This is a genomic window from Streptomyces sp. NPDC057424, from assembly GCF_042803315.1.
Classification (GTDB): Bacteria; Actinomycetota; Actinomycetes; order Streptomycetales; family Streptomycetaceae; genus Streptomyces.
Genome location: NZ_JBHVCP010000001.1, coordinates 57,953 through 81,840, shown reverse-complemented (window position 1 = coordinate 81,840; position 23,888 = coordinate 57,953). Strand labels below are relative to the sequence as shown.

24 protein-coding genes and 1 pseudogene are annotated in these 23,888 nt (G+C 70.3%); 15 read left to right on the top strand and 10 right to left on the bottom strand.

Features of this window, described 5'->3' with window-relative positions; translation table 11 throughout:
• Positions 1 to 50: 50 nt before the first annotated feature.
• From ACFU3E_RS00430 to ACFU3E_RS00420, 3 genes and pseudogenes are all read right to left on the bottom strand, one after another.
• On the bottom strand, positions 51 to 845 hold the full coding sequence (locus tag ACFU3E_RS00430) for an SAM-dependent methyltransferase (RefSeq protein WP_384149702.1): 795 nt from the start codon (positions 843 to 845) through the stop codon (positions 51 to 53).
• Positions 846 to 974: 129 nt separating this feature from the next.
• Positions 975 to 1,469 (bottom strand): hypothetical protein, encoded by a 495-nt coding sequence (locus ACFU3E_RS00425; protein ID WP_384149699.1) that lies wholly within the window; start codon positions 1,467 to 1,469, stop codon positions 975 to 977.
• A gap of 127 nt (positions 1,470 to 1,596) precedes the next feature.
• Positions 1,597 to 1,727, bottom strand: a pseudogene (locus tag ACFU3E_RS00420) (polysaccharide deacetylase family protein); the annotation flags it as partial.
• Positions 1,728 to 2,082: 355 nt separating this feature from the next.
• Between ACFU3E_RS00420 and ACFU3E_RS00415 the strand changes: the two are divergent.
• Together ACFU3E_RS00415 and ACFU3E_RS00410 are read left to right on the top strand one after the other, a co-directional pair.
• On the top strand, positions 2,083 to 3,051 hold the full coding sequence (locus ACFU3E_RS00415; protein WP_384149695.1) for an ATP-binding cassette domain-containing protein: 969 nt from the start codon (positions 2,083 to 2,085) through the stop codon (positions 3,049 to 3,051).
• Positions 3,048 to 3,866 (top strand): ABC transporter permease, encoded by an 819-nt coding sequence (locus tag ACFU3E_RS00410; RefSeq protein ID WP_384149693.1) that lies wholly within the window; start codon positions 3,048 to 3,050, stop codon positions 3,864 to 3,866. Before ACFU3E_RS00415 ends, ACFU3E_RS00410 begins: the two co-directional genes overlap by 4 nt.
• Here ACFU3E_RS00410 and ACFU3E_RS00405 read toward each other — a convergent pair.
• Positions 3,847 to 6,963 carry an ATP-binding protein gene (locus ACFU3E_RS00405; protein ID WP_384149690.1) on the bottom strand — a complete coding sequence of 1,039 codons (3,117 nt, stop codon included), beginning with the start codon at positions 6,961 to 6,963 and terminating at the stop codon, positions 3,847 to 3,849. The genes ACFU3E_RS00410 and ACFU3E_RS00405 overlap by 20 nt on opposite strands.
• Positions 6,964 to 7,423: 460 nt before the next feature.
• Between ACFU3E_RS00405 and ACFU3E_RS00400 the strand changes: the two genes are divergently transcribed.
• Entirely contained in the window at positions 7,424 to 8,764 is a 1,341-nt protein-coding gene (locus tag ACFU3E_RS00400; protein ID WP_384149687.1) for a ferric reductase-like transmembrane domain-containing protein, read from the top strand.
• A gap of 174 nt (positions 8,765 to 8,938) precedes the next feature.
• Here the strand turns inward: ACFU3E_RS00400 and ACFU3E_RS00395 are convergent, their stop codons facing one another.
• On the bottom strand, positions 8,939 to 9,385 hold the full coding sequence (locus ACFU3E_RS00395; protein WP_384149684.1) for a hypothetical protein: 447 nt from the start codon (positions 9,383 to 9,385) through the stop codon (positions 8,939 to 8,941).
• A 361-nt stretch (positions 9,386 to 9,746) separates the two neighbouring features.
• Entirely contained in the window at positions 9,747 to 10,274 is a 528-nt protein-coding gene (locus ACFU3E_RS00390; RefSeq protein ID WP_384149681.1) for a hypothetical protein, read from the bottom strand.
• 385 nt (positions 10,275 to 10,659) lie between these two features.
• Here ACFU3E_RS00390 and ACFU3E_RS00385 point away from each other — a divergent pair, with 385 nt between their 5' ends.
• The 7 genes from ACFU3E_RS00385 (at position 10,660) to ACFU3E_RS00355 (ending at position 17,243) form a co-directional block, all read left to right on the top strand.
• Positions 10,660 to 12,153, top strand: a complete 1,494-nt coding sequence (locus ACFU3E_RS00385) for a COX15/CtaA family protein (RefSeq protein ID WP_384149678.1) — start codon at positions 10,660 to 10,662, stop codon at positions 12,151 to 12,153.
• Positions 12,154 to 12,407: 254 nt separating this feature from the next.
• Positions 12,408 to 12,530 carry a lasso RiPP family leader peptide-containing protein gene (locus ACFU3E_RS00380; RefSeq protein ID WP_106974329.1) on the top strand — a complete coding sequence of 41 codons (123 nt, stop codon included), beginning with the start codon at positions 12,408 to 12,410 and terminating at the stop codon, positions 12,528 to 12,530.
• A gap of 290 nt (positions 12,531 to 12,820) precedes the next feature.
• The gene (locus ACFU3E_RS00375; RefSeq protein ID WP_384149674.1) at positions 12,821 to 14,506 is read left to right on the top strand and encodes an asparagine synthase-related protein; all 1,686 of its coding nucleotides are present in this window, start codon (positions 12,821 to 12,823) and stop codon (positions 14,504 to 14,506) included.
• Positions 14,500 to 14,751 carry a lasso peptide biosynthesis PqqD family chaperone gene (locus ACFU3E_RS00370; RefSeq protein WP_078625271.1) on the top strand — a complete coding sequence of 84 codons (252 nt, stop codon included), beginning with the start codon at positions 14,500 to 14,502 and terminating at the stop codon, positions 14,749 to 14,751. Before ACFU3E_RS00375 ends, ACFU3E_RS00370 begins: the two co-directional genes overlap by 7 nt.
• 1 nt (position 14,752) lies before the next feature.
• Positions 14,753 to 15,211, top strand: a complete 459-nt coding sequence (locus ACFU3E_RS00365) for a lasso peptide biosynthesis B2 protein (RefSeq protein ID WP_384149671.1) — start codon at positions 14,753 to 14,755, stop codon at positions 15,209 to 15,211.
• Between the two features lie 2 nt (positions 15,212 to 15,213).
• On the top strand, positions 15,214 to 16,113 hold the full coding sequence (locus ACFU3E_RS00360; RefSeq protein WP_033308454.1) for a phytanoyl-CoA dioxygenase family protein: 900 nt from the start codon (positions 15,214 to 15,216) through the stop codon (positions 16,111 to 16,113).
• A complete protein-coding gene (locus ACFU3E_RS00355) occupies positions 16,110 to 17,243 on the top strand; it encodes a tryptophan dimethylallyltransferase family protein (RefSeq protein WP_384149668.1) in 1,134 nt (377 codons plus the stop codon). Before ACFU3E_RS00360 ends, ACFU3E_RS00355 begins: the two co-directional genes overlap by 4 nt.
• Before the next feature lie 400 nt (positions 17,244 to 17,643).
• Here ACFU3E_RS00355 and ACFU3E_RS00350 read toward each other — a convergent pair whose 3' ends face one another.
• Positions 17,644 to 17,868: a cold-shock protein gene (locus ACFU3E_RS00350; RefSeq protein ID WP_384149665.1), complete on the bottom strand. Its 225-nt coding sequence runs from the start codon at positions 17,866 to 17,868 to the stop codon at positions 17,644 to 17,646.
• A gap of 52 nt (positions 17,869 to 17,920) precedes the next feature.
• Here ACFU3E_RS00350 and ACFU3E_RS00345 point away from each other — a divergent pair, with 52 nt between their 5' ends.
• A complete protein-coding gene (locus ACFU3E_RS00345; protein WP_384149662.1) occupies positions 17,921 to 18,643 on the top strand; it encodes a hypothetical protein in 723 nt (240 codons plus the stop codon).
• Between the two features lie 84 nt (positions 18,644 to 18,727).
• The gene (locus ACFU3E_RS00340; protein ID WP_384149659.1) at positions 18,728 to 19,381 is read left to right on the top strand and encodes a hypothetical protein; all 654 of its coding nucleotides are present in this window, start codon (positions 18,728 to 18,730) and stop codon (positions 19,379 to 19,381) included.
• 221 nt (positions 19,382 to 19,602) lie between these two features.
• Here the strand turns inward: ACFU3E_RS00340 and ACFU3E_RS00335 are convergent, their stop codons facing one another.
• Complete coding sequence (locus ACFU3E_RS00335; protein WP_384149656.1) at positions 19,603 to 19,881, bottom strand: glutaredoxin domain-containing protein; 279 nt, start codon at positions 19,879 to 19,881, stop codon at positions 19,603 to 19,605.
• 279 nt (positions 19,882 to 20,160) lie between these two features.
• Between ACFU3E_RS00335 and ACFU3E_RS00330 the strand changes: the two genes are divergently transcribed.
• Complete coding sequence (locus ACFU3E_RS00330) at positions 20,161 to 20,364, top strand: hypothetical protein (protein ID WP_384149653.1); 204 nt, start codon at positions 20,161 to 20,163, stop codon at positions 20,362 to 20,364.
• Positions 20,365 to 20,379: 15 nt separating this feature from the next.
• Positions 20,380 to 20,712, top strand: coding sequence for a barstar family protein (locus tag ACFU3E_RS00325; protein ID WP_384149650.1), 333 nt, complete (start codon positions 20,380 to 20,382; stop codon positions 20,710 to 20,712).
• Positions 20,713 to 21,410: 698 nt separating this feature from the next.
• Here the strand turns inward: ACFU3E_RS00325 and ACFU3E_RS00320 are convergent.
• Together ACFU3E_RS00320 and ACFU3E_RS00315 are read right to left on the bottom strand one after the other, a co-directional pair.
• Positions 21,411 to 21,854, bottom strand: coding sequence for a peptidoglycan-binding domain-containing protein (locus ACFU3E_RS00320; RefSeq protein WP_384149646.1), 444 nt, complete (start codon positions 21,852 to 21,854; stop codon positions 21,411 to 21,413).
• 67 nt (positions 21,855 to 21,921) lie between these two features.
• Positions 21,922 to 22,359, bottom strand: coding sequence for a peptidoglycan-binding domain-containing protein (locus ACFU3E_RS00315; protein ID WP_384149643.1), 438 nt, complete (start codon positions 22,357 to 22,359; stop codon positions 21,922 to 21,924).
• Between the two features lie 573 nt (positions 22,360 to 22,932).
• On the opposite strand from ACFU3E_RS00315, the gene ACFU3E_RS00310 reads away from it, so the two are divergent.
• Positions 22,933 to 23,766 (top strand): ribonuclease BN, encoded by an 834-nt coding sequence (locus ACFU3E_RS00310; RefSeq protein WP_384149640.1) that lies wholly within the window; start codon positions 22,933 to 22,935, stop codon positions 23,764 to 23,766.
• Positions 23,767 to 23,888: the final 122 nt, after the last annotated feature.

Sequence of the window (23,888 nt, the reverse complement as noted above, 5' to 3'; positions counted from 1 at the left end):
CGCGGGGAACCGCACGACCGGCTCCCACGACGCGGCACCGGACCCTGTGCCTACGGCTTGCGCCCCACGCCGCAGTACGCGTCCACGGCGGAACCGGCGTCGCCGGGCGCCTCCGGTCGCCACTCGGGAACCCTCACCACGCCGGGCTCCACCAGCTCCAGTCCGTCGAAGAACCCGGCGATCTCGGCGACCGGGCGGACGTAGTACGGCACCGCTCCACTCGCGTTGTACGCCTCGGACGCGGCGATCATGCCCTCACTGGTCGCGGTGCTGTCACTGATCACCAGGTGGCTTCCGGCGGGCAGCCCGGCCATGAGCCGCCGCACCAGCTCACGTGCCTGCTCGTAGTCGGCGACATGGCCGAGGGTGTTGAGGATCATCAGGCCGACCGGGCGGGAGAGGTCGAGCGTGCCGGCGGCGGCCTCCAGGACGGCCCCGGGGTCGTACAGGTCGGCGTCCAGGTACGCGGTCCTGCCCTCTTTGGTGCTGGTGAGCAGGGCGTTGGCGTGGGCCAGCACGATGGGGTCGTTGTCGACGTAGACGATCCGGGCGTCCGGTGCGACGCGCTGGGCCACTTCGTGCGTGTTGTCGGCGGTGGGCAGCCCGGTGCCGACGTCCAGGAACTGCCGTACGCCCCGCTCACCGGCCAGGTACCCGACGGCCCGCCCCAGGAACCGGCGGCTCGTGACCGCCACGTCGACGAGCCCCGGGAAGATCGACTTGATCTGGTCGCCGATCTCGCGGTCCACCTCGTAGTTGTCCTTGCCGCCGACGAAGTAGTTCCAGAAGCGGGCCGAGTGCGGCTTGGAGGTGTCGATACGGTCACGCAGGCTGTCGTCGGACACGGCGGGGCCTCCTGGGGGGCGGGGAAGGGGGACCGGCCCACCAACCTAGGCGAACTTCCTGGTGGGGTAGGGGTGTTGTCCCTCTCGCACCCCATCCGCCGTGTGGTTTCGGCCACGCCCGGCCCGGAGCTACACCCCGCGGGGGGCGACCCCGCCCATGTCCGCGCCGCCGAGTCCGCCTTCGTGCCCGCAGCGCTGGGTGACCAGCCAGAATGCCCACGCCAGGGACCACAGCAGCAACCCGGCGGCGACCGGCGTGCCGAAGATGATCAGCAGCCCGGCTCCGATGTTGGCCCCGATGCTCCCCGCGGTCAGGATCCGCCAGCCCACACCGGCCATGAGCCCGAGCACCACCAGCGGCCCGAGCACCCCCCACCACCGCCGGTCCATCGCCCCACGCAGCGAGGCCCGCACGAGCACCGCCGCACCGGCCGCGGCCAGCACGAGCGCGATCCCCCCGGCGACCGCGGCCACGCCGTCCCCGATGTCCCACGGCTGGAACGCGTAGTCGAGCTCACCGGCCGGCAGCCCGTCGTGGTTCTGCTGTCCCGTCAGCCCCCAGGCGGCCACAGGCACCCCGCCGACGAGCGCGGCCCCGGCCGCCATGATTCCCCGATTCCTCATGCACCCAGGATCGAGGGGCGGGGCCGGGGTCGTCATGAGCATGCGTACTCAGGTACGCCCCCGGGTGTCCGAGCCTGCCGGGGCGGCGCGACGGCCCCGGGAGGCCGTCGCGCCATCGTTCTCAGGCCGGGGCCACCGCGCGGCCGGTCCGGGGGGAGAGCATGCCGGTGCACAGGCGCGGGACGCCAGGCCCTGGGCGATGCGGGGGATCGCGGCCAGGGTGTTGGCGGACCAGTCGTGCATGAGGATGATCTGGCCCTCGCGGCCCGGTGAGCTTCTCGGAACAGTCGCCCCTGCACCCGTCCGGAAGCTCACCGAGCACCCGTCCGGAAGCTCACCGAGGCGGAGGGCAGGCTCAGGGGCCGGACGCGGCCGGCCGATCTCGGCCAGGGGCACAGGGCGATGGGGCATGCGGGCCTTCCCGACCGGGAGGGCCCGCACCCTGCTGGGCGGCCGGCGCGGAAGCCCGCAGCGAGAACCGCCCGCCCGGCCGAACAGTCCAGCCTCGCCGGGCTGCTGGAGCGCCGCGCCGCGGACACCTGAACCTGCCGGCGGCGGTCGGTGAAACGGTGCTGAAAGGTCGCTGAAAGCGGCGCCCCGCAGTCTCCGGGGCATGACGACAACGACCCACGCGTCCGCCATCGCAGCCACGGGGCTGCGGAAGTCCTTCGGGGACAAGCTGGTCCTCGGCGGCATCGACCTGCACGTGCCCGCGGGCTCGATCTTCTCCCTCCTCGGTCCGAACGGCGCCGGCAAGACCACCGCCGTCAAGATCCTCTCCACCCTCATCACCGCAGACGCCGGCGACATCCGGGTCGGCGGCCACGACCTCGCCACCGACCCGCAGGCCATCCGCGCCGCGATCGGAGTCACCGGTCAGTTCTCCGCCGTCGACGGCCTGATCACCGGCGAGGAGAACATGCTCCTCATGGCGGATCTGAACCACCTGTCCAGGCGCGAGGGACGCCGGGTGGCCGCCGAACTGCTGGAGCGCTTCGATCTCACCGACGCCGCGAAGAAGCCGGCCTCCACCTACTCCGGCGGCATGAAACGCCGCCTCGACATCGCCATGACCCTGGTCGGCAGCCCGCGGATCATCTTCCTCGACGAACCCACCACCGGCCTCGACCCCCGAGCCCGCCACACCATGTGGGGAATCATCCGCGAGCTGGTCACCGGCGGCGTCACCGTCTTCCTCACCACCCAGTACCTGGAGGAGGCCGACGAACTCGCCGACCGCATCGCCGTGCTCAACGACGGCAAGATCGTCGCCGAAGGCACCGCCGAGGAGCTGAAGCGGCTGATCCCGGGCGGGCACGTCCGGCTCCGCTTCACCGACCCGGCCGCGTACCAGCGCGCCGCCGTCGAACTGCGCGAGGTCACCCGGGACGACGAGGCGCTGGCACTCCAGATCCCCAGCGGCGGCAGCCAGCGCGAGCTGCGCTCCATCCTCGACTGGCTGGACGCCAGCGGCGTGCACGCCGACGAGCTGACCGTGCACACCCCCGATCTCGACGACGTGTTCTTCGCCCTGACCGGCCCGGCCGGCGCCCCCGACCAGCCCAAGGAGAACGTCCGATGAGCACGCCCCTGGCTCCCGCCCGCCCGACCCGGATCTCCCTCGCCCTCCGTGACTCGGGCACGATGCTGCGCCGCAACCTCCTGCACGCGTGGCGCTACCCGTCCGGGACCCTGAACCTGCTGCTCACGCCGATCATGATGCTGCTGCTCTTCGTCTTCATCTTCGGCGACGTGATGAGCGCGGGCATCGGGGGCGGCGGTGCGGACCGCTCCGAGTACATCGCCTACATCGTCCCGGGCATCCTGCTGATGACCATCGGCAGCACGGTGATCGGCGCTGCCGTGTACGTCTCCATGGACATGACCGAGGGCCTCATCGCCCGCTTCCGGACGATGGCGGTCTACCGCGGTTCGGTGCTGGTCGGGCACGTCGTCGGCAGTGTGCTGCAGTCGGTCGCCAGCGTGGTCCTCGTCGGTGCCGTCGGCGTGGCCATCGGCTTCAGATCCACGGATGCCACGGCCCTGGAGTGGCTGGCGGCGTTCGGGCTGATCGCGCTGTTCGCCCTGGCTCTCACCTGGATCGCGGTCGGGATGGGCATGGCCAGCCCGAACCCCGAGGCAGCCAGCAACATGGCCATGCCGCTGATCCTCCTGCCGCTCATCTCCAGCGCCTTCATCCCGGCCGACACGATGCCGGGCTGGTTCCAGCCGATCGCCGAGTACCAGCCGTTCACCCCGGCCATCGAGACCCTGCGCGGCCTGCTGCTCGGCACGGAGATCGGCAACAACGGGTGGATCGCGATCGCCTGGTGCGCCGGCCTGACCGCGCTCGGCTACCGCTGGTCCACGGCGCAGTTCAACAGCGACCCGGAATGAGGGCGCGGGCTGCCTCCCGCAGCCTGTCCCGCTCCAGGGCGGCGTACTCCGACACCGCGTCGGCGTACGCCGCCCTGTCGGCCTCCTCGGCGGCCCGCCGGGCACGGTCGGCGGACATCGTCGGGAACGCCTGCGGCACGTGCATCCGCTCCGCCAGCGCCAGCAGCCGCACCGCCGAGGCGTCGCCCGCGGCCAGCCGGACCAGGCCGAGGGCCAGCACGTCGGTGCCGGACACCGGGAGCTCCTCGGCCGCCGGGCGGCACTCGGCGAGCAGCGTACGCAGTCGGCTCTCCAGCGCGGCCACCAGACCTGCGACCGGCTCCAGCCGTCCGGCGTAGGCGTGTGCGGCCACCGCGTAGGCTTCGATCGCCCGCGCCCAGGCATCCATGGCGGGGTCGGCGTGCGGCGAGTCGAGGGCGCGCATCCGCTCCACGGCCGTCCGCCACCGCTTCAGCCCCAGCTCGGTCAGCCCGCGGGCCAGCGCGATCTCGGCCCAGGCGGACAGGTCGGTCGTGAACGCCGAAATCTGCTCCGGCGGCTGGCTCCGCTCCACCCGCCGCTGCCACTCCTCGGCCTCGTCCGGCTCACCGCGTTGCAGGCAGGCCAGCACCAGCCCCCGGCGCAGGCCCGTCGTGGGCGACTGGTCGCTCAGGTGCTCCAAGGTGTCCAGCGCCGCCAGCAGATGCCGGTACGCCTCCTCACCGAGACCGGCGTCCGCGCAGAGCTCGGCGCAGCGGGAGTGGGCGAGCAGCTTGAGCGACGGGTTGGGCACGGCGTCGACCGCGGCGAGCAGCCGGCCGGCGGAGGACAGCGCACGCGCGTGCTCGTGCTCGTGCTCCCAGAGATAGCTGGCCACGGCCTCGGCGACGCCCGCCAGCAAGGGTGCGTCGCTCGCGCACAGTTCCCGCAGCGTTTCGTAGCCGGGCGGGCGCATGTCCGGAACGGCGCACAGCACGACGGCGAGGGCCCGCAGCAGCGTGTCCGGCTCCGCGGGCGGCAGGCGGCGCAGGGTGACGAGGTGGCGCGTCCTGAGCGGGCCGTATCCCACGAACGGTGCGGTGATGCAGGCGGCGCAGAGGGTGCGGGTGACCTCGGTGTGCCGGGCGTCGGGGCGGTAGTGCGACAGCGGAGCCGCGGTGTCGGCGGCCAGGGCGAAGACACGGTGGAAGCTTGTCGAGTCGGTGATCCAGACCCCGGCCAGTACCGCACCGGCGGCCGCGGTGGTGGCGTGGTCCTCGCGGGCCAGGGCAAGCCGCAGGGCGAGCACCAGGTTGTCCTGCTCCGCGCGCAGCCGCGGCCAGTGCCGCAGCGGCTCAAGGCCGAACAACACGTCGTGGTTGGCCAGTCCGAAGTCCCGTGCCCAGCCCAGGAACCGGTCGGTGACCGCCGCCTCCTCCCCGGCCGCCGCCCGCCGGGCGGCGCTGAACTCCCGCACCGTCTCCAGCATGTGGAAGCGGATCCCGGCCGCGGTGTCGGCGGCCTTGAGCAGCGACTGGTCCACCAACTGCTCCAGCAGGCACAGCGCGTCGCCGCCGGCGCCCAGGAGCTGTTCGGCCGCCTCTTCGGTGAAGCCGCCGGGGAAGACCGACAGCGCCCGCAGCGCCGCCCGCGCGTCCTCTCCCAGCAGATTCCAGCTCCACTCCACGACCGCGTGCAGGGTGCGGTGCCGCTCGGGTGCGTCCCGGCTCCCGCCACGCAGCAACGCGAACCGGTCGCCGAGGCGGCGGCCGATCTCGGGTACGGACAGCACCCGCACTCGCGCCGCCGCCAACTCCACGGCGAGCGGCAGCCCTTCCAGGTGCCGGCACAACTCCGAAACCGCATCGAGCGGCAGCTCGACCCCGGAGCGCGCGGCCCGGGCCCGCTGCCCGAAGAGCTCGATCGAGGTTGCCAGACTCAGCTGCGGAAGCTGATACACCGCTTCCGAGCTCAGCCCCAGCGGTGCCCTGCTGGTGACCAGCACCCGCAGGTCCTCCGACCGCGCCACCAGCTCCCGCACCAGGTCGGCGGCCCCCCGGACGACCTGCTCGCAGTTGTCCAGCACCAGCAGCGCAGGGCTCGCGCCGAGGGCCGCGACGATGCGGGCGGCCACATCCGCCCCGACGCCGCGTGGTGCCTCCCCACCGCCGAGCGCCGACGCCACCTCGCCGGGCACGTCCTCGTCCGTACCGACTCCGGCCAGCGAGACGAAGTGCACCAGCCGCTGCTCCGCCCGGCGGCTGACGGCGTACGCGAGACGCGTCTTGCCCAGACCGCCGGGACCCACGATCGAGACCAGCCGCGAGGAGTGCAGCAGCCCGGCCACCGCCGCGAGATCCTCATCCCGCCCCAGCAACGGATTCGGGTCATGCAGCACCCCGTACCGGGCCACGGGGGCCTCGACCCGCAGCAGCTCCTGATGCACCGCCTTGAGCCCGGCGCCCGGGTCGGTGCCGAGGTCGTCGCGGAGCTCGCGCCGGTACACCTCGTAGCGGGCGAGCGCCGCCGACGGTCCGGCCGTGGCCGCCTCGGCACGCAGCAGTTCGGCCAGTACTTCCTCGTCGCGCGGCGCCCCGGAGAAGACCTCCGTCAGGGGCGCCACGGCCTCGGCCCGCCGCCCCAGCCGGGCGAGCGCGAGCGCGCGGGAGCGTACGAGGGAGTCGTGGAGCGGCGCCCGCTCGGCCCGCAGCTCCGCCACCGGGTCGCCCGGCACGGCATCGGCATCCGGGGGCGCGTCCCAGAAGGCGAGGCCCTCCTCCGCACCAGCCAGGGCGGCAGCGTGATCCCCGGCCCGGGCGTGCCGCGCGCTCGCTTCGGCGCACCGCACCACCGCCGAACTGTCGACCTGCTCCTCACTCAGCGCCAGCCGGTAGCCCGCCGGGGTGCTGACGACGACGTCGGCCCCGAGCTGGGAGCGGGCCCGGGAGACCAGGATCCGCAGCGCGTTGGCCGGGTTGGCCGGCAGCTGGTCCTGCCACAGCCCGTCCACCAGCCGCGCGGTGCTGCAACCGGAGCGCAACTCGCCTGCGAGCAGCGCGAGCAGCCCGCGCAGCCGGGGTGCGGTGATCTCCCGGCCGCGGTAGGCCACACGCGACAGGAGGGTCAACTCGGGCTTCACTCGGTCAGGTTATCGACAGTGGGTGCCCAGAGAGCCGGCGCGCCAAGTCTGCGACGACGTCACCGTCGGTTGTCGTCGGAGGGCCCAAGAGCGTCCGGCCCGGACCCGTCCGCCGCACGGGGCCCGCTCGTACTCCACGTGGCCGCGCACGACATCAAGAAACGCCCTTCGGCTGGGACGTACGTAAGCCCAGACCTTTCAGTAGCGGTCCACGGCGACCCGGTGCGCGACGGAGGCCGGCCGGATGCGGTGCTCCCGAACCACGCAAACCACCGCTGAACCCCAAGCCGCCCGACGCATCAAAAGGCGGTCAGATCGGTTGGTTCCGGCGTGAACGGATCGGATCCACGCGCCGTATCCTTACCCGATCGAGGTGCGCATCCGGCTGAATTCCTCGGTCTTCACGGGGTTTGTGCACACGGGCCGCGAGCACTGCGGCCAGGGGGGATGAGAGGCAACCATGGCGGCGGTGAGTAACACGGTGCGCAGAGGCACCGTGCTTCCGGTAAACGCGGCACGCTGGGCGATGTGGACCTTCGTCCTCGTCAACACGGCGATCGTCGAGGCGCTGTTCCTCAGCGCCGGTTCAGGAAAGAACGGCGTGCTCACGGTCGCCAAGTTCTTCGGACTGCACGCAGCCCTGCTGATGCTGTTCCAACTTCTGCTGGTGGCCCGGCTGCCGTGGCTGGACCGTCGCATCGGGATGGACCGGCTCACGGGGTGGCACCGTTGGGTCGGCTTCTCGCTGCTGTGGACGGTCCTCACCCACGCCACGCTGGTGGTGCTCGGCTACGCGAACCTCGACGACGCGTCCATGGGGAAGACGTTCGTCGCACTGAGCGGGGTGCCGGCCTCCCTGCTGGGCATGCTCGCCGCGGCCGTCATCGTCGTCATCGCCGTGATCTCCACCCGGCCCCTGCGGCGACGGCTGCGGTACGAGGTGTGGCACGGTCTGCACCTGCTGCTCTACGTGGCCCTGGGCCTGTCGTTCGTCCACCAGCTGCAGGAGACCACGACGTTCACGTCCTCCGCGTTCGCCACGGCCTACTGGTGGATTCTGTGGCTGTTCGCCTTCGGCGCCCTGCTGACCGGGCGTGTCGCCCTGCCGCTGTGGCGCAACGCCTACCACCGGTTCCGCGTCGCGGCCGTGGTACCGGAGTCGGACAACGTGGTCTCCGTGTACGTCACCGGCCGACACCTCGACAAACTCCCGGCCAGGGCAGGCCAGTTCTGCATCTGGCGGTTCCCCGGGCACAACCACTGGTGGCTGGCCAACCCCTTCTCCCTGTCGGCGGCGCCGGGCGGACAAGGGCTGCGGCTCACGGCGAAGGCGGCGGGCAGCACCAGCGCCGGCCTGCGGAACGTCCCGGTCGGCAGCCGCGCCTTCGTCGAGGGACCGTACGGGGCGTTCACCTCGCTGCACCGGACCAGTCCCGGCACCCTGCTGATCGCCGGCGGCGTGGGGATCACGCCCGTGCGCGCCATGCTGGAGGAGCAGACGGCCGGCGACGTCGTCGTGCTGTACCGGGTGCGCAGCGAGGCCGACGCCGTGCTGCTGAACGAGGTGCGCCACCTGGTCGCGCTCCGGGGCGGACGGCTGCACCTGCTCACCGGCAGGACCGGCGAGGGCGGCACCCCGCCGTTCGGCTCGGACAGCCTGCACCGGCTGGTCCCCGACATCACCGAACGCGACGTGTACGTCTGCGGCCCGCCCGCCATGACCAGGGCCGTGCTCTCCGGCCTGCGAGACCTGCAGGTACCCGCACGGCAGGTGCACGCCGAGAAGTTCGGTCTGGCCTGAACCGGAAAGGGGACCCGACGGCCGGACCTGCCGCATACGGAACCGCCACAGGCCGAACAGCACCTGGCGCACACGCAAAACGGCCCCGGACGAGGAGTCCGAGGCCGAACAGAGCGCCTCCCCGAGGGAGAAGACCCAGATCAGCGGCGCAATGCGTGGTGCCCCCCGGGCAGGTCAGGACTGGGTGGTGTCCACGACGAAGCGACGACTGAGACTGATCTCGCGCGAGAGCAGGCCCGGGTCGGTGGTCACCGTCAGTTCGTACTCCCCGTCCGGCAACGCCCGCACATCGAGCACCCGGTGGCTTCCGACCCACAGAGTGGGGACGATTTCGCCGTTCAGCCTGACCTCGACATTGCGCAGCGCCTCATCGCTCAGCGCCTCGTAGTCGTTGCGATCGACCACGTCCACCGTGAGCGTGGCCTCGGAGAGCGCGGCGGCGTTCAGTACGCCGCCGCTCGGGATGCCGCGTACCCGGAGCTCCGGCTCGTTCAGCGCGTTGACCACCGCGATACAGCCGATCGCCAGGGCGGCGACGGAGCCCGCAACCAGAAGTGTGATGAGGACCCTGCGCAGGGACCGGTTTCGCGCAGGGTCCGTCGTCTTCAAGGCCAGCCGCATGGACACACCCTTCGAGGAGTTGCTGCTGTGGGCCGTCGGCTCCGCCTCTTCGTCCCGCCCGTGACCTGTGCATCGGCCTCCCACACCGGCTCGAGGGCGGACGGGCGAGGACACGGACTCGGACTCGCAGGTGTCCGGCGACCCTGATGGTGCCACCTCAACCGTCACGGAATCCAGTTCGCCCTCATTCTCCCTGGATGAAGCGTCAGCACCAGCAAGAGGAAGGCCCCGACATTCTGGCCCTGCTGTCTCTCCTGGCGCACGGGAACTACCGCGATGCGCTACTCGTGGCAGCGGTCATATCGGCGATCGCCGCCCTTTTCCGGAGGATCGGAAGCTGCCGGAAAGCCCTCATGACGGTTTACAGCTGGTCCCCCATGCCGGCTGGTTCCGGAGGATGCGGCCCGCCACCGTCCTTGATGTCCTGCTCGCAGGTTCGTCTGTCGTAGGACTGGTCATTGGGGACCAACAGCACCTCGGCAACCTGCTCGGGGTGCTCGACGGTGAGCCAGCCGTCGCCCGTGAGGTCACCGTCCGGCCCGAACGCCTCGGACGAATGGACCGTCTGACATCCCAACGCCACGCGCTCCTCATCGACCGCGCAGGCGTCCACCGCGGGGCCGGATCTTTCGCCGGCGCCGTTGAAGCGGTAGTGGAAGTGGACCTGGTCGCCTTCGGCGGGCACCTGCGGGTGGGGCTCGAGACGCCAGTCAACGACCTCGGCGGTGACGCTGAGGGGCCGCCCAGACGTGTCCTCGACCTGCACCCTGACAGCGGCGTCACCGCGCTCCGCCGTCGTGTCGGTGCAGTCCCAAAGGGAGGAGCAGCCGGACAGGGCGAGAATCACCAGAGCCGGCGGAGCGCCGGCAAGTACCCGTGCGCGGAGCACTCAGGTGACCTCCAGTCAGGGCGGAGCGGAGCAGTGTATCCCGGGGCGTGGCAGCTGTGGGTGACAGCGACCGAGCGCCTGCGTCGGTGAATCCTCTCGCCTTCGTCGCCATCGCCGGCATGTCTCTTCGACTACCGCCGACTCACCAAGTGTGAGCCTCGCCGAGCGCCTCGGCATCGGAAACCCCGCGGATCCCCGGCCTGACGCTACGTCTACTCGGCCTGACGCCACGTCTGCCCGGACGGCGTCCGGATGGCGAGGGCCTGGCGTCCGGACCCTGAGGTGCCGACGTCGACGACTCCGACGACCAGGCCGCCGTACACCCTCATGGACGGCAACGTGGTGCTGCGGGGCCGATGACCGGCGACGACCGGCGATGCCCCGCGTGCCGAAGCCTCTGACCGAGGCGCTCGCGCCTGCCGGTGTCACGGTGAACGAGGTGACCGGCTTCGCCGTCCACCAGGCGAACGCCGATCCGGTGCGGCACATCGGACGCGGGGCCGGCGCCGTACCCGGCCAAGTCCCCGTCACCGCCGGCACGCTGGGCAACACCGCCGAGGCCTCACCGCTGACGGCACTGTGGAGGCCGGCCGACGGGGGCCGAGCCGGGCGCGGCGACGTCGTCGTGCCCGGCGCGATCGGGGCCGGCTTCCCCTACGGCCCGCTCGGGCTTCCGGCTCCCGGAGGACCTCGTCCGGCCCGCTCGGGCTTCCGCTTCCGGAGGACCTCGTCGCGGCGGGCGTCCCCGGAACGGCTGGCCCGGCCCGGAGGGGAGCGACGTCCCCCACGCGGTACGCGGCAGTGCCCGCCCGCGGCGGGCCCTGTCCGGATCGGGCCGCCCTCCCTGACCCGGCACATACGCTGGCGCCCGAAGCACCAGAGCACGGAAGGGACCGTCGTGCAGACACCACTCTCCTGGCTGGCGGGCCGGTACTCGCTCGGGCCGCGCAGCGTTCAACGGGCGGCGCTGGCGTCGGTCGTGGCCAGCATCGCCATCGTCGTCACCGGCGGCATCGTCCGCGTCACGGGCTCCGGCCTGGGCTGCCCGGAGTGGCCGACGTGCACGGGCAGCACCCTGGCACCGACGGCGGAGATGGGGCTGCACGGTGTCATCGAGTTCGGCAACCGGCTGCTCACCGGTGTCCTGTGCGCCGTCGTGGGCTGGGTCATCATCACGGCCCGGCTCCAGCGCACCCCGATGCCGACGGTGCTGCGCGGCGCCTGGGCGCAGTTCTGGGTCGTCGTGCTGAACGCGGTGGTCGGAGGCATCACCGTCTGGATGCGGCTGAGCCCGTACATCGTCGCCGCCCACTTCCTCGCCGCGATGCTGCTGCTCACGACCGCGGTGATCACCTGGTACCAGGCCCGCCGCCACGGGGAGACCGGGCCGCCGCCGGCCGCGTTGCCGCCGTCCTGCCGCACCGCCTCCGTCGCCCTGCTCGCCGTGAACGCCCTCCTGATGGTCGTCGGCACCCTCGCCACCGGCTCCGGGCCGCATGCGGGCGACTCCTCCGACGTGCCCCGCATGCCCCTGGACTGGACGGTGGTGACGATCGTCCACGGGCTGCTGGCCGCCGCGGTCCTGGGGGTCACGGGCTACCTGCTGTACGCCCTGCCCAGGGACGGCTTCGCCGAGGCCCGCCGCAAGACGGTGTTCTTCCTGGCGGCCGTGCTGGCGCAGGGAGCCGTCGGGCTGGTGCAGTCACTGACCGGCCTGCCCGCACTGGCCGTCACCCTCCACCTCTTGGGGTCGGCGCTCGTCTGGGCCGGGGCCCTGCAGGTGTATCTCACGGTCACGGTGGCATCTTCCAGCCAACCGGTGCCGGGCGACCAGACCGAAACGCGGCCCCGGCACCCCAGCACGACGCCCGCTCGATGACGTCCTGACGATCGTAATCGGACACGCGAGCGAATCACTCCCGTCCCACCTCAGGTGGTGACCGCCTCCAACGAGGCCGGTCACCACCTTTCTTTCATTGGCCGAAAACCGTACATGTTCGTTCCAGCCACCCCGCCTCTAAACCTGCGATTTCCGGCCCGGGAGCGAAAGTCATCCCCGGAAAAACTTCCTTGCTTCGTGCACGGAGCCGTGGTTAGGGTTCCTGTCGACTCTTCAAAGAAAGGAGTGCGAAAATGATCGAGAACGAGATCGTTGAATACGAGGCGCCCGAGATGCTGCCCGTCGGCGAGTTCTCCGAACTCACCATGTGGTACGGCTGGGCCAGCAATGACGGTGAGGGCGTAGCCATCATCTGATAACGGCACATGTTATTCGGCCAGGAAAGGGGGACACCGTGGGTGCGTCGTGGTTCGTCGCTTTCCCGGAAAACGTCGAAGGTGCATTCCCGGGTCTCGCTGGAATAGCCGATGACACCGCAACGCTGACTTATGCATCAGGCCGGACGTGGGTCGTCGCCGACGTCTCGCATGCGCGCCTGATCGTTGCGGAAGCCGGTGCCAGACGTCTCGCGCTCTTCGGTGAGACGGACGCCGAAGCGGGGCGTCTGGCACGCCTTCTCGACCGCCACGACGACGTCGACGGCCTCATGGCCGCGGCGCACGACCTCGCGGGCAGCTTCCACGTCCTGTACACGGACGGCCGCTCCCTGTACGTCCAGGGCAGCGCGTCCGGCCTGCGCCAGGTGTACTACGCCCAGCCGCGGGACACCGAGCCCTACGCGGTGTCCGACTCGGCGGAGATCCTGGCCCGGCTGGCCGGCAGCACCCCACGGATCGAGATGGTCGCCTGGGGCATGGTCCACCCCGGCTTCGACTACGGACTGACCGAGGGCACCTACTGGACCGGCGTGCGCCGGCTCCCCGCCGACCAGCGACTGCGCGTGACCGGCGGCCGGGTCGAGCGCTCCACCTGGTGGACGCCGCCGCCCTCGGACCTGCCGATCCGCGAAGGCGCTCCACGACTGAGGGCCGCGCTGGACGAGGCGGTCGCCGTCCGGGTCGCCACGGCCGACGGCCTGTCCGCGGACCTCTCCGGCGGCATGGACTCGACATCGCTCTGCTTCCTCATGGCCGAACAGGGCGCGCCCTTCCAGTCCTTCGTCGAGCAGACCATCGACCCGAACCACGACGACGCCCAATGGGCGGCCATCGCCGCCCGGGAGATCGGCCGTGACCTGACGGTCCTGCGGCCCGAGGACGTCCCCGGCCCGTACGACGGCATCTGGGACCCCGACGAAGGACTGGTCCAGTCGGTGCCCTACGGGCTCGGCGAGCCGTACACCCTGATCCGCAACCGCACCCGGAAGATCGCCATGTCGCGGATCTTCGCGGACACCGGGGCCACCGTGCACATCGGCGGCTTCGGCGGCGACGAACTGTTCACGGTGGCGCCCTCCTACTTCAGCGACCTGTACGCGACATCCCCTCTCAAGGCCGTCCGCGGCATACGCGACCTGGCCCGGCTGCGCCGCTGGACCCTGCCGTCCGTGCTGCGCGCGCTGGCGCGGCAGCAGTCGTACACCGGCTGGTTCGAGGAGCAGCTGCGCAGCCTGCACCTGCCCCGCCCGGACACCATCGGCCCGACCGTCGACTGGGGGCCGCAGCTGCGGGTGACCCCCTGGTCCACGGGCGCGGGCGCCGAGGCGATCCGCTCGCTCGCCCACGCCGGGGACTCCGGCCGCACCCCGCAGGCCCCCACCCGCTCGGTGCACACCTGCGTCGCCGGTCACCGCATCGGCGGCCAGCGGCTCGGCCCGCTGCGCGCGCTCATGCAGCACCAGGGCATCCTGCTGTCGCTTCCGTACATGGACGACAAGGTGCTCGAAGCCGCGCTGGCGATCTCCCGTGCGGAGGCGCAGCCGGGCCAGGGCTTCAAGCCCGCGCTCAAGGCCGCGATGCGGGTGGACGCATCCAGGACCGCGCTCTCCCGCTCCACCAAGGGCGAGTTCAGCATGTCGGTCCACCGCGGGCTGGCCCGCAACCGCAAGACCCTCCTCGGCCTGTTCGAGGACTCGCTGCTCGCCGAGCACGGCCTGGTGGACATCGACCGGCTGCGGTCGACGATCCGGGACACCATGCGCCCGGAGTACGAGACGAACGCCCTGGAACTGACCGTCGCCGCGGAGGCCTGGATGCGGGCCGTCGCCGAACACACCACGGCCCCGCGGCCGGTGACGGCCGGCGCGCCGGACGCCCGGCCGGACGGGCCCCTCGCGAACGGGCCCCTCGCGAACGGACGACTCACGAACGGACGACTGGCTTTCCCATGCTGACAATCTCTCCCCACGTGGTCCTCACCAAGGACGAGGACGCGGCCGTGCTGCTGGACAAGAAGTCCGGCACGTACTTCCGGCTCAACCCGATGGCCGTCACGGTCTTCGAGATGCTCTCCGCCGGGCAGTCCACGGCGGCCGTCGTCAGCGCGCTCCAGGCCCGGTACCCGAAGGCGGCGGACCGGATCCCGGACGACGTCCAGAAGCTGATCACCACCATGCGGACTACGGGAGTACTGGTCTGACATGACACTGCCCATGACGCTGGAGCCGCGGACCCCGCTGCCCCTGCACAGAAGGCCGCTCCCACTGCTGGCGGTCGCGGCCGGCCGCCTCCTCATCACCCTGAGTCCGGCGAGGATGGAGTGGGCACTGCGGCGGCTGAGCCGCGGTGCCCGGCCCGCCACCCAAGCCGAGGCCCTGCGCGCACGCAGCGACGTCGTCTCGGTCAGCCGCCGGGCCGCCGGCCAGTACTGCCTGGAACGGTCGGTCGCGGCGGCGGTCCTGGCCCGCCTGCGGGGCAGCTGGCCGGACTGGGTGTCCGGCGTCAGCCTCATGCCCTTCGCGGCGCACGCCTGGATCGAGGTCGACGGGCGGCCGGTCGGCGAGTCACTGCGGCTCGACGCCTTCCAGAAGAACATCGTCATCTCCTGCCCCCACAACCGGCGGAGCCGAGCGAACCACCCCACCGGGAGGGGAAAGTGACCATGGACCCCAAGAGCATCGCGGCAGAGCTGGCGACCAGGGGATACGCACTCGTCCCCGACTTCCTGACGGGCGATGCCCTGACCGAGGCCGTCGCGGCGATCGAGACGTACTTCCCCGACCCCGAGGCCGACGACAGCACCGCCGACGACGTGGCCGCCCTCAAGCACGCGGTCCCGTTCCCCTTCACCAGCAACGCCCTCAACCGGCACCCCCTCGACCTCCGCGTGATCAGCGTCGTCGAGGAACTGCTGGGCACCACCGACCTGCGCATGACGAGCTCGTTCATCCAGGCCAAGTACGGGACGGCGTACGGCGAGAGCAAGGACCAGAGGCTGCACAACGATGCCTGGGCGGCGAGCAGCCTGGTGCACCCCCGCGCCGACGGCGTCTACCAGCGCGTGTACGGCATCCTCTACCTGACCGACGTGACGGAGGACACCGCTCCGACCTACGTCGTCGACCGCGCCGCGCACCTCGGCGTTCCGCTGCTCACCCCCGAGGGCACCGGCGCCTACAGCAAGGAGGCGTACCCCGAGCTCTACGAGCGGGAGCGTCCCGTCGTGGCCGGCAAGGGCTCCCTGCTGCTGTTCGTGGGGGACATCGTCCACCGGGGCTCCGCCTACCACGAACACCTCGGCCGCCGACTCGCCCTGTTCTTCAACATCCACGGCGCGCAGGCCCGTTGGACGGACAAGCACCTGTGGTCGCTGCGCCCGGCGCACCCCGACTGGGGCACCTTCCGCGACCTGATGATCGAGCTGGAGCCGCGCCAGCGTCATCTGCTGGGCTTCCCGCCTCCCGGCGACGACTACTGGACCGAGGAGACCATCAAGCACCTGTCGGAGATGTACCCGGGGATCGACGTCGAGCCCTACCTGCCGGCGCGCGTGGCCTCATGACCCCGGCTGCCAGGGCCCTGCCCGGCTACGCCGAGCAGGCGGTCGGCGGCCTCCGACACCTCGGGCAGGTCCTCGAACTGGGCCCAGCCTTCGACGCGTCCGCCGAGGAGACCGTGTCGGTGCTCTTCGGCGGCTGGGGCCACCGCTCCACGCGCGGCCCCGCCGAGCCCGGGCAGCCCGGCGCGCCCGCCCCGTTCGAGTACTCGCTGGTGCTCAGCGGCGACCGCGTCGACGTCCGGCTCTTCTACCGGCCGCTGGCCGCGGCGGGTACGACGACCGCGGAGGCGAGCTGGGACGCGGGCCGGCACACCCTCGCGGAACTCGAACGGCGAGGCCTCGCCCACCTGCAGCGGGCCCGGGATCTCGGCGACCACTTCCGGCCCCGCAGCGGGCAGGCGTCGTTCGGCATGTGCCTGGCGGCGTCCACAGCGGCGCAGGGGATCGACCGTGTCAAGGTCTACTTCGACACCTTCGCGGCCGGCACCGGACAGCACCAGGAGCTGATCGGTCAGGCCCTCCACCGGCTCGGCCACGGCCCCGCGTGGGACTGGGTGCGACGGCACGACCCGGCGGGCGTCGCCGCCCTCATGCCGGCGGTCTTCGCACTCGACCTCCAGGAGTCCGCCGACGCCCGGGTCAAGTTCTACACCACGGTGCACGAGCGCTCCGCCGCCGAACTCGCCGCGCGGACATCGGCGTTGTCGGACACGGCGGGCCGTGCCGCGGCGGACTTCGTGGAGCACATGGCCGTCGACGGATCGGCGGCGCTCGCGGGGGCCGGGCTGCGGCCGACCCTGTGCTGGAGCATGACCTCGCGCCGGCCCGACCGCCCCGACGACGCCACGGTGTACCTCCCCAGCAACCACTACGCCCCGCGCCGTGAGGACATCACCGACCGTCTGCGCACCGCCCTCGCACCGGGCCTGTTCCGGCGGGTGGAGCGCCTGGTCGCCCAGTGCGCCGAGACCGCGCCCGCGGGCGGCCCGGAGAACCCCTTCCACTGGGTGGGGACGAAACTCCTGCGGAAGGAGCAGACGTTCACTCTCTACATCTCGGCAGCCGCCGTGGAAGCCGCCCGCTCGGCCTTCCCCACACCGCTCGCCGCAGCGCCACATGCGAGGCCACGCTGAGGCGCCACCCGTCAGGACGGTGGCCGGCTGCGATCACTGGTTCCGAGTAGCTGACTTCCCGACGGCCCCGCACCCGGACCTCCTGTCACGTCGGCGGGCTCACGCGAACCCGCGAGATGCTCCACCCCGCCGACGTCACACGGCGGTTCGTCGCGCTGTACGACGGAGATCGGCCTCCCGCCGGTCCGGCTCCACGACCTCCGCCACGGTGCCGCGCCCCTCGGCGCCGCGGCCGGGCCCGACCCTCACGTCCGGCACGTACACGAGCCCGCTCCCCGAGGCCGGCCCGGCGACCGCCGATGCCACAGCCCGGCTCGTACCGCGCGCCCGCGCCAGTCGTGACGGACCGCGCGCCGGTGCTGCCGCCGCTGTCTGCCGTCGTTGATGTCAGGTGTGGATGTCAGACCGGCCGAGGCACGATGTTCACCGCCCGGTAGTCGTACCCGTCCTGCTTGAAGCCAGGGGCTTCCCACCGGAGGTCCACCCGCTGTCCCGGCGACAGCGTGCGGAACCCCTCCATCTGGAGGTGGGAATAGTGGCCCCAACAACCGCCGGGCGTCTCCGGGGAGTCGAGCACGCCCCACCCTTCCTCGTCGCGCCACTCACGGACAGTCGCAGTCACCATGCGGGGAACCATACGGGTTCCATCTGCGCCGGCATATTGCCATGATCATCGGATGCTGCGGATCCCGGGATACGAAGGTGGCCCTTTGATCGAGGGGAGCGCCTATCTGGACGATCCCTTGTTCTGGCCGGTGCACCTCGGTACCTGCCTGCGTGGGGAGAACGCGCAACGGGCTGCGTTCGGTGCCGACTGGAACGCGGCCATGGAGCTGTATCGCGCACTGTCCGCTGACCATGAGTGGCCAGTGTTCAGCGTGCCCCTGCGTTCGGGCCACACCATCTACGTCGTCTACCGCAACTTCGACGGAGAACGAGGGGTGGACTACCTGATACATCACCCGGCTTGGCCCGCGGCGGAAACCCTCGCAGTGGACGATGGCCACTTCATGGGGCCCGGCACGGCCTGGCTGGAACTGCTGTCCGCTGCTGGACAGCAGACGCCAAAGGGAGTTGACGATACCGAAGCTCGCCTCCTGCTGCTCTTCCCCACCCTCGGTGATGCGCGGCTTCCCGAGGACGCGACGTTTTCCCTCGCTGCCGCGCTTGCCGCTCTCACCTTGATTGAAGAGCCCGCCGAAGTAGCGGGGATGCTCCTGGAGAACCAGGGCCAGTGGGAGCCTGCCCGCTGGAGGCTGGCGGACGCCGTCTGGATCAACGACGGCGGGCACTCCTACCGAAACCCCTGCAACGCCTTCGCTCTGCCGGAGGCGCGTCTGCGCGAGATCAGCAACGCCTTGAACGGCGAGGAGCGACAGCCGCACCAGGTATCCGACTGAGGCTCGAGCTTGGGAAGGCCGCCCTTCCACGGCGCCAGGACGGCCCAGGGAGGGCACCGTGCGTTTGAGGAACGGCTGGAGGTCGTGGCATGGCTTGTGCCGGAATTCCGGTGCGCTCTTCGGAAGAGTCAGGGACACTGCGAGGAGCTCGCGAAGAGGAAGAGAAGAATGGAAGATCGGTTCTGGTTCGTCAATGACGACGACCTTACGCTCGCCATCGGAAAAGTTGTACGCGAAAGCGCTTTGATGGATGAGCTGTTGAGGGAGCTAATTGGAGACCTCCTCGGGGAAGCTTCGGATGTTGTCTGGATCCTGTTTGAAGGGCAGACCAGCGAATGGCTCGCCACCACCCCAAAGGAGTTGCTCAAGCTCGTTGACCCGGTCAACCGTAAGTGGGCGAAAGAAGAGCATGAAAAGCTCATCTCGATCATCGGGGAGCTCGGCCTGCTGAGGAGGCTCCGGAACGCCGTGGTCCATGGTGTCTGGCTCAGGGACCCAATTGCCTACGAGGAGTGGGCCGGCCGTCCATGGGGGAACGTCAGCGATGGGACTCCCATTTACTACTGCTTCCGAAGCAAGCAAAGGGATGAGCCAGAAGTGCGCGAACTCTCGATTCGCGACGTTGAGGCCATCGCCGAGAAGTACGCTGATGTGCGTGTGCGAGTGGTCGCGCATTTCCGGTCGATGATGAATGCCATCGGTTACCGTTGGGATGTGACTCCGCTGCCGCGTTGGTAGAGCTCGGGTGGAGCCGACCGCCCCAGCCGCAGGGGGAGTCTCCCCACTTCATGCCCGCTGCCGCTAGCGTGCCGCCGGGCGGGCCCGGGTGGGGCCGGTCCGAGTGCAGAGGGGGCAGCGCGGTGGGAACGGTCATTCCGATGGTGTCCAGGACCGCCGTCAAACATCACCTGGGACCAGACACGGCAGCGCGGGGTCTGTCCGGTCCGGTCGAAGCGCGGTCAGCCGCTCTTGGGCAGCAGGTGCGGCGCGTGGATCTCGACCGCTTCCAGGAGCTCTCGCTTCGAGGGGTTCACCATTGCCCGGCCGGCCACGGTCACGGTGGGCACCGTCTCGTTCCCGTCGGCGACCGACCGGACGAATGCCGCCGCGTCCGGGTCTCGCCAGATGTTCACCTTGGTGTATGGGAGCCGGGTGAAGCGCAGTTGGGTAAGCAGCTTCATGCAGTACATGCACATGGGCCGCCAATAGACGACTACGCCGCCGGGCTCTTCGGACACAGATCTCTCCCTCGTTTCCACGCATGCTCGTCCATCAGCGTCGAACCATCGTGCATCAGTGGAGGCGTTGCGTGCTCGAGTTGGGTGGGAAGTCGTGTGCGCAGGCTCGAAGGTCAGTGCTGCAGCGGTGCGCGAGGGGCAGGAAGACCACTGGCCGGATGGTCCAGGTGATGCGGGGGAACCCGCCCCACCCCTCGCACCGCGTGACCAAGAGCCAGGCCCGCCCATAAGGGCTGGGAACCGGGCAAGGCGCTCGGCAAGCACCTGCCGGGTGGCCAGATGGACGGCGACATCTGCCGCGACCTCGCCTCCATCGGTCTGCCCACCAAGTCGGGGCGTGTGTGGTACGAGGCCGATGTCGGCCTGACCAATATCATGAGGCGGTCCAAGCAGCCGGGCACGCGACTGCTCTCCTCCGACAACGGCCTGCTGTACATGACCACCGAGCACTACAGGACCGTCGATCTCGTCGGCACTTACTGAAGGACCCCGCCCGTGATGACGGACGAGACAGACGGAACAAACGAACCGGAACCCACGGTCCCCGACTCACCGGTCATCGACCTGACCGAGGTGCGGGACGCGGAGGAACTCCAACGGCTCCTTCAGCGGGAGCTGATGTTCCCCGACTTCTACGGCCGGAACTGGAACGCCTTCTGGGACGCGATCACCGGTCTCGTCGACCTGCCGCACGAAGTGACCTTCACCGGGTGGGCCGCCTTCTCGGCGGTGCTCCCGGCGGAGGCCCGCAAACTGCGCGAACTCCTCGACGACTACCTCAGCGCATACGGCCAGTACTTCGCGATCCCCCGCCGCATCCACTACCGGTAGGACCCGACCCGCCGCCGGGCTCGCGCGGCGGCAGCGACCTCGCCGTCACCGACGGCTCCGCGGACGCCGCCCTGCGCCCCAGCGACGCGCCTGGCGCCGATACGCCGAGGAACAGGTCGGCGACTGCCCGGACACAGCAATCGAGCAGGTCCGGCGAACCCCTGAGCCCTCTGATCCCCCTGAGCCTCCTGAGTCGCTGACGTGCGTCGTCACTTCTTCTCCAGCACCGCGAAGTCGCGAGGCCGCCTGGTGCGACTCCTACGCGACTGCTCATACAGCATCGCCCCAGGGGCCGCACGGTCCCCGCTTTCGCGAGTGGCCTGGACGACCCGGCACCGGCCCCTCACGTCGACTCGGTGAGAAGGGCGGGGAGTTGGCCGCCGCTGCTGCAGAGCACTCACGCAAACGGCCCCGGACGAAGAGCCCGAGGCCGAACAGGGCGCCTTCCCTGGGGAGAAACCCCAGGTGACCGAACCAACGACCGCCTCACCACATAGGACACGGTCTTAGGAGGGCAAGAGGATCTGTAGCCCAGACAGCGACCGGTGCCCCTCCCTCGCCGTCCTTCTCGCCCTCATCGTTGCTGTCAGCGCTGAGCGCGTCGCCAACACGGTCGAAGGCCGACCGCTGAGCGTACAACGGGCAGAGCTCCGGAGAGGGTGATACCTCCGGGGCTCTGTGCTCTCGGGTGGCGCATGTCAGAGGAAGGCGCAGGTCCCGCCGCTACTCCTGGTGTTCTTGAAGTACCACCCGATGTTGTTACGGGTCTCTTCGCCGTAGCCGCCGTCCGTGCCGATCTTCTCTTGCCCCTGCGCGTAGATGAGCGCGGTCTTGGTGTTGGTGCCGAAGATTCCGTCTTCGGCCAGGCTCCGGCCATAGCACTTGTTGAGCGTGATCTGCAGAGCCTTCACGCCGGAGCTGTTCGCCCCCTTGTACATCTGGCAGTCGATGTTGCCGTTATAGGCCGGAAGCTTGGCAACGAGGTGGCTGGCGCCGGACATGGCCTTGCTCGCCTGGCCGTTGCAGTAGCCCGCGTAGGCGGAGGCGGGCGTCGCGGTGGCCAGGCCGAACCCGGCGCCGGACAGTGTGACGGCTGCGGTGGAGATCCCCACCTTGGTGCGCAGCGCGCGGAGCTTGTACATGTTCCCCCTTTTACCTCTACGCAAGTCGGCTGTACTGGTCTGCTCCGTCACGCGTTGTAGTTGGCGCTCAGAAGCAGCTCCAACGCCCGTTGCCGCTGTACTGGTAGGCCCACTCGATGTTGTTACGGGTCTCTTCGCCGTAGCCGCCGTCCGTGCCGATCTTCTCTTGCCCCTGCGCGTAGATGAGCGCGGTCTTGGTGTTGGTGCCGAAGATTCCGTCCTCGGCCAGGCTCCGGCCATAGCACCTGTTGAGCGTGATCTGCAGAGCCTTGACGCCGAGGTTGCTCGCGCCCTTGTACATCTGGCAGTTGACGTTCCCGTTGTAGGCCGGAAGCTTCGCGTGGAAGCCGGAGTTGGAGATCTCATCGTCCACCCACCCGTTGCAGTAGCCCGCATAGGCAGCGGAGGCGGGCGTCGCGGTGGCCAGGCCGAGCCCGGCGCCGGACAGTGCGACGGCTGCGGCGGAAACCCCCACCTTGGTGCGCAGCGCGCGGAGTTTCTTCATGCTTCCCCCTGAAGTCTGTGGCGCAGACGGCCCCTCGTGGAGCCAGCAGTACCACTGTGTCGGAGGGAGTAGGGCCAGCAGAACCTATAACGTTTCAGGTTTGGCCCGCGTCAGCGCCTCAATCGGAGGAGTGACGAGCCCCAGCCGTCTTCACCCACCGCCTGACCACTGGTGGGCGATACGCTGATGCGCACCTCATGCGTGCTACGAGCCCCCAAAGCCCTGCCGCCCGTTAGGACGACAGGTCCTCTGAACAGGTGTTTCTCTGTGCCCCGGCAGGATTCGACCTGCCGTACCCGCTTCAGGAGTGGTGTCGAATCCTTGATCGGGGGTGCCGGCTCATGCCGGGTGGTGTCGTCCTCGCAGGTCGACGCCGTCCGGCACGATTCTTGATCCCGCTCATGGCGGGCAGTGCTCTGCCATGAGCTCACGCACCGTTCACGCGGTACGAGCCGCCCCTGCGGGCAGTCGCGGCCCGCTGAGGCCGGTAGCCCTGGGTGCTTTCAGGCTGTCGGGGAACCTCTGCGTCGCGCCCTCGCGCGGTGAGGGTATCGACCGTGGTAGTCGACAGTCATGCCGATGAAGCCTTCCGGTGCCGCGGACCGTCCATCTTGGTTCGGGCGGCAGCGCCGCGCGATCAGCCGTTCTCCAGTCGGGCGCGGATGGCGCCGGAGCAAGGACCTCGAGCTGTGGCCGCGTTCGCTGGGCTTCGCGGCACTGGGGTTGCTCACGCTGGTGCCGCTGCTGATCATTGTCTCTTCTGCCGACCCCCGACACGGGCGGGGATTCGCGCAGTGGCTGGGGGAAGGGCTCGGCGCGTCGACGGCCTCCACGCGGCAGGTCGAGCAGTTGTTCACCCGTCCCGGCCAGGCTCTGCGGACCACGACCGCCTTCGGTATCGCCGCCCTTGCCGTATTCGGCCTGACCTTCGGGGCGGCGTTGCAGACCGGCTATGAGAAGGTCTGGGACCTGCCGCCGGCCCGATGGTGGGCCAGGTGGCGACATGTGGTGTGGCTCGGCATCCTCACCGGATACCTCTTCGTCTCCGCCACCACCACGCTGCGGCGCGAGCCTCTGGCCGGTGGGGCCGTCGCGTCGCTGAGCGCCGTGCTGTTCCTGTGGTGGTCCCAGCGTCTGCTGCTCGGCGGGAGGGTCCGCTGGCGTGCCCTGCTGCCCGGCGCCGTGGCCACGGTGATCGGGCTGCTCGGCCTCAGGGTCTTCTCCAGGCTCGTCTTCTCGCCGTTGATCGTATCCAACGCCGTCACCTACGGACCCGTCGGAACCTTCCTGATCATCCAGTCCTGGCTGGTCGGTGTCGGTGTCGTCGCCTTCGGCGGTGCGCTGGTCGGCCGACTGCTGTACGAGGAACTCCCACGCATGGCACACGCACTGAAGCGGCGCAGATGAGGGCGGCCCCGCAGCCGGTTGGTTCGCCTGAGCCGTGCACCATCGCCATCCTCATGGGGCTGTCGTTCTTCTCCGGCGCGGTGATCAACGCGGACGCAGTGTTGCTGCCGGACCACTCCTAC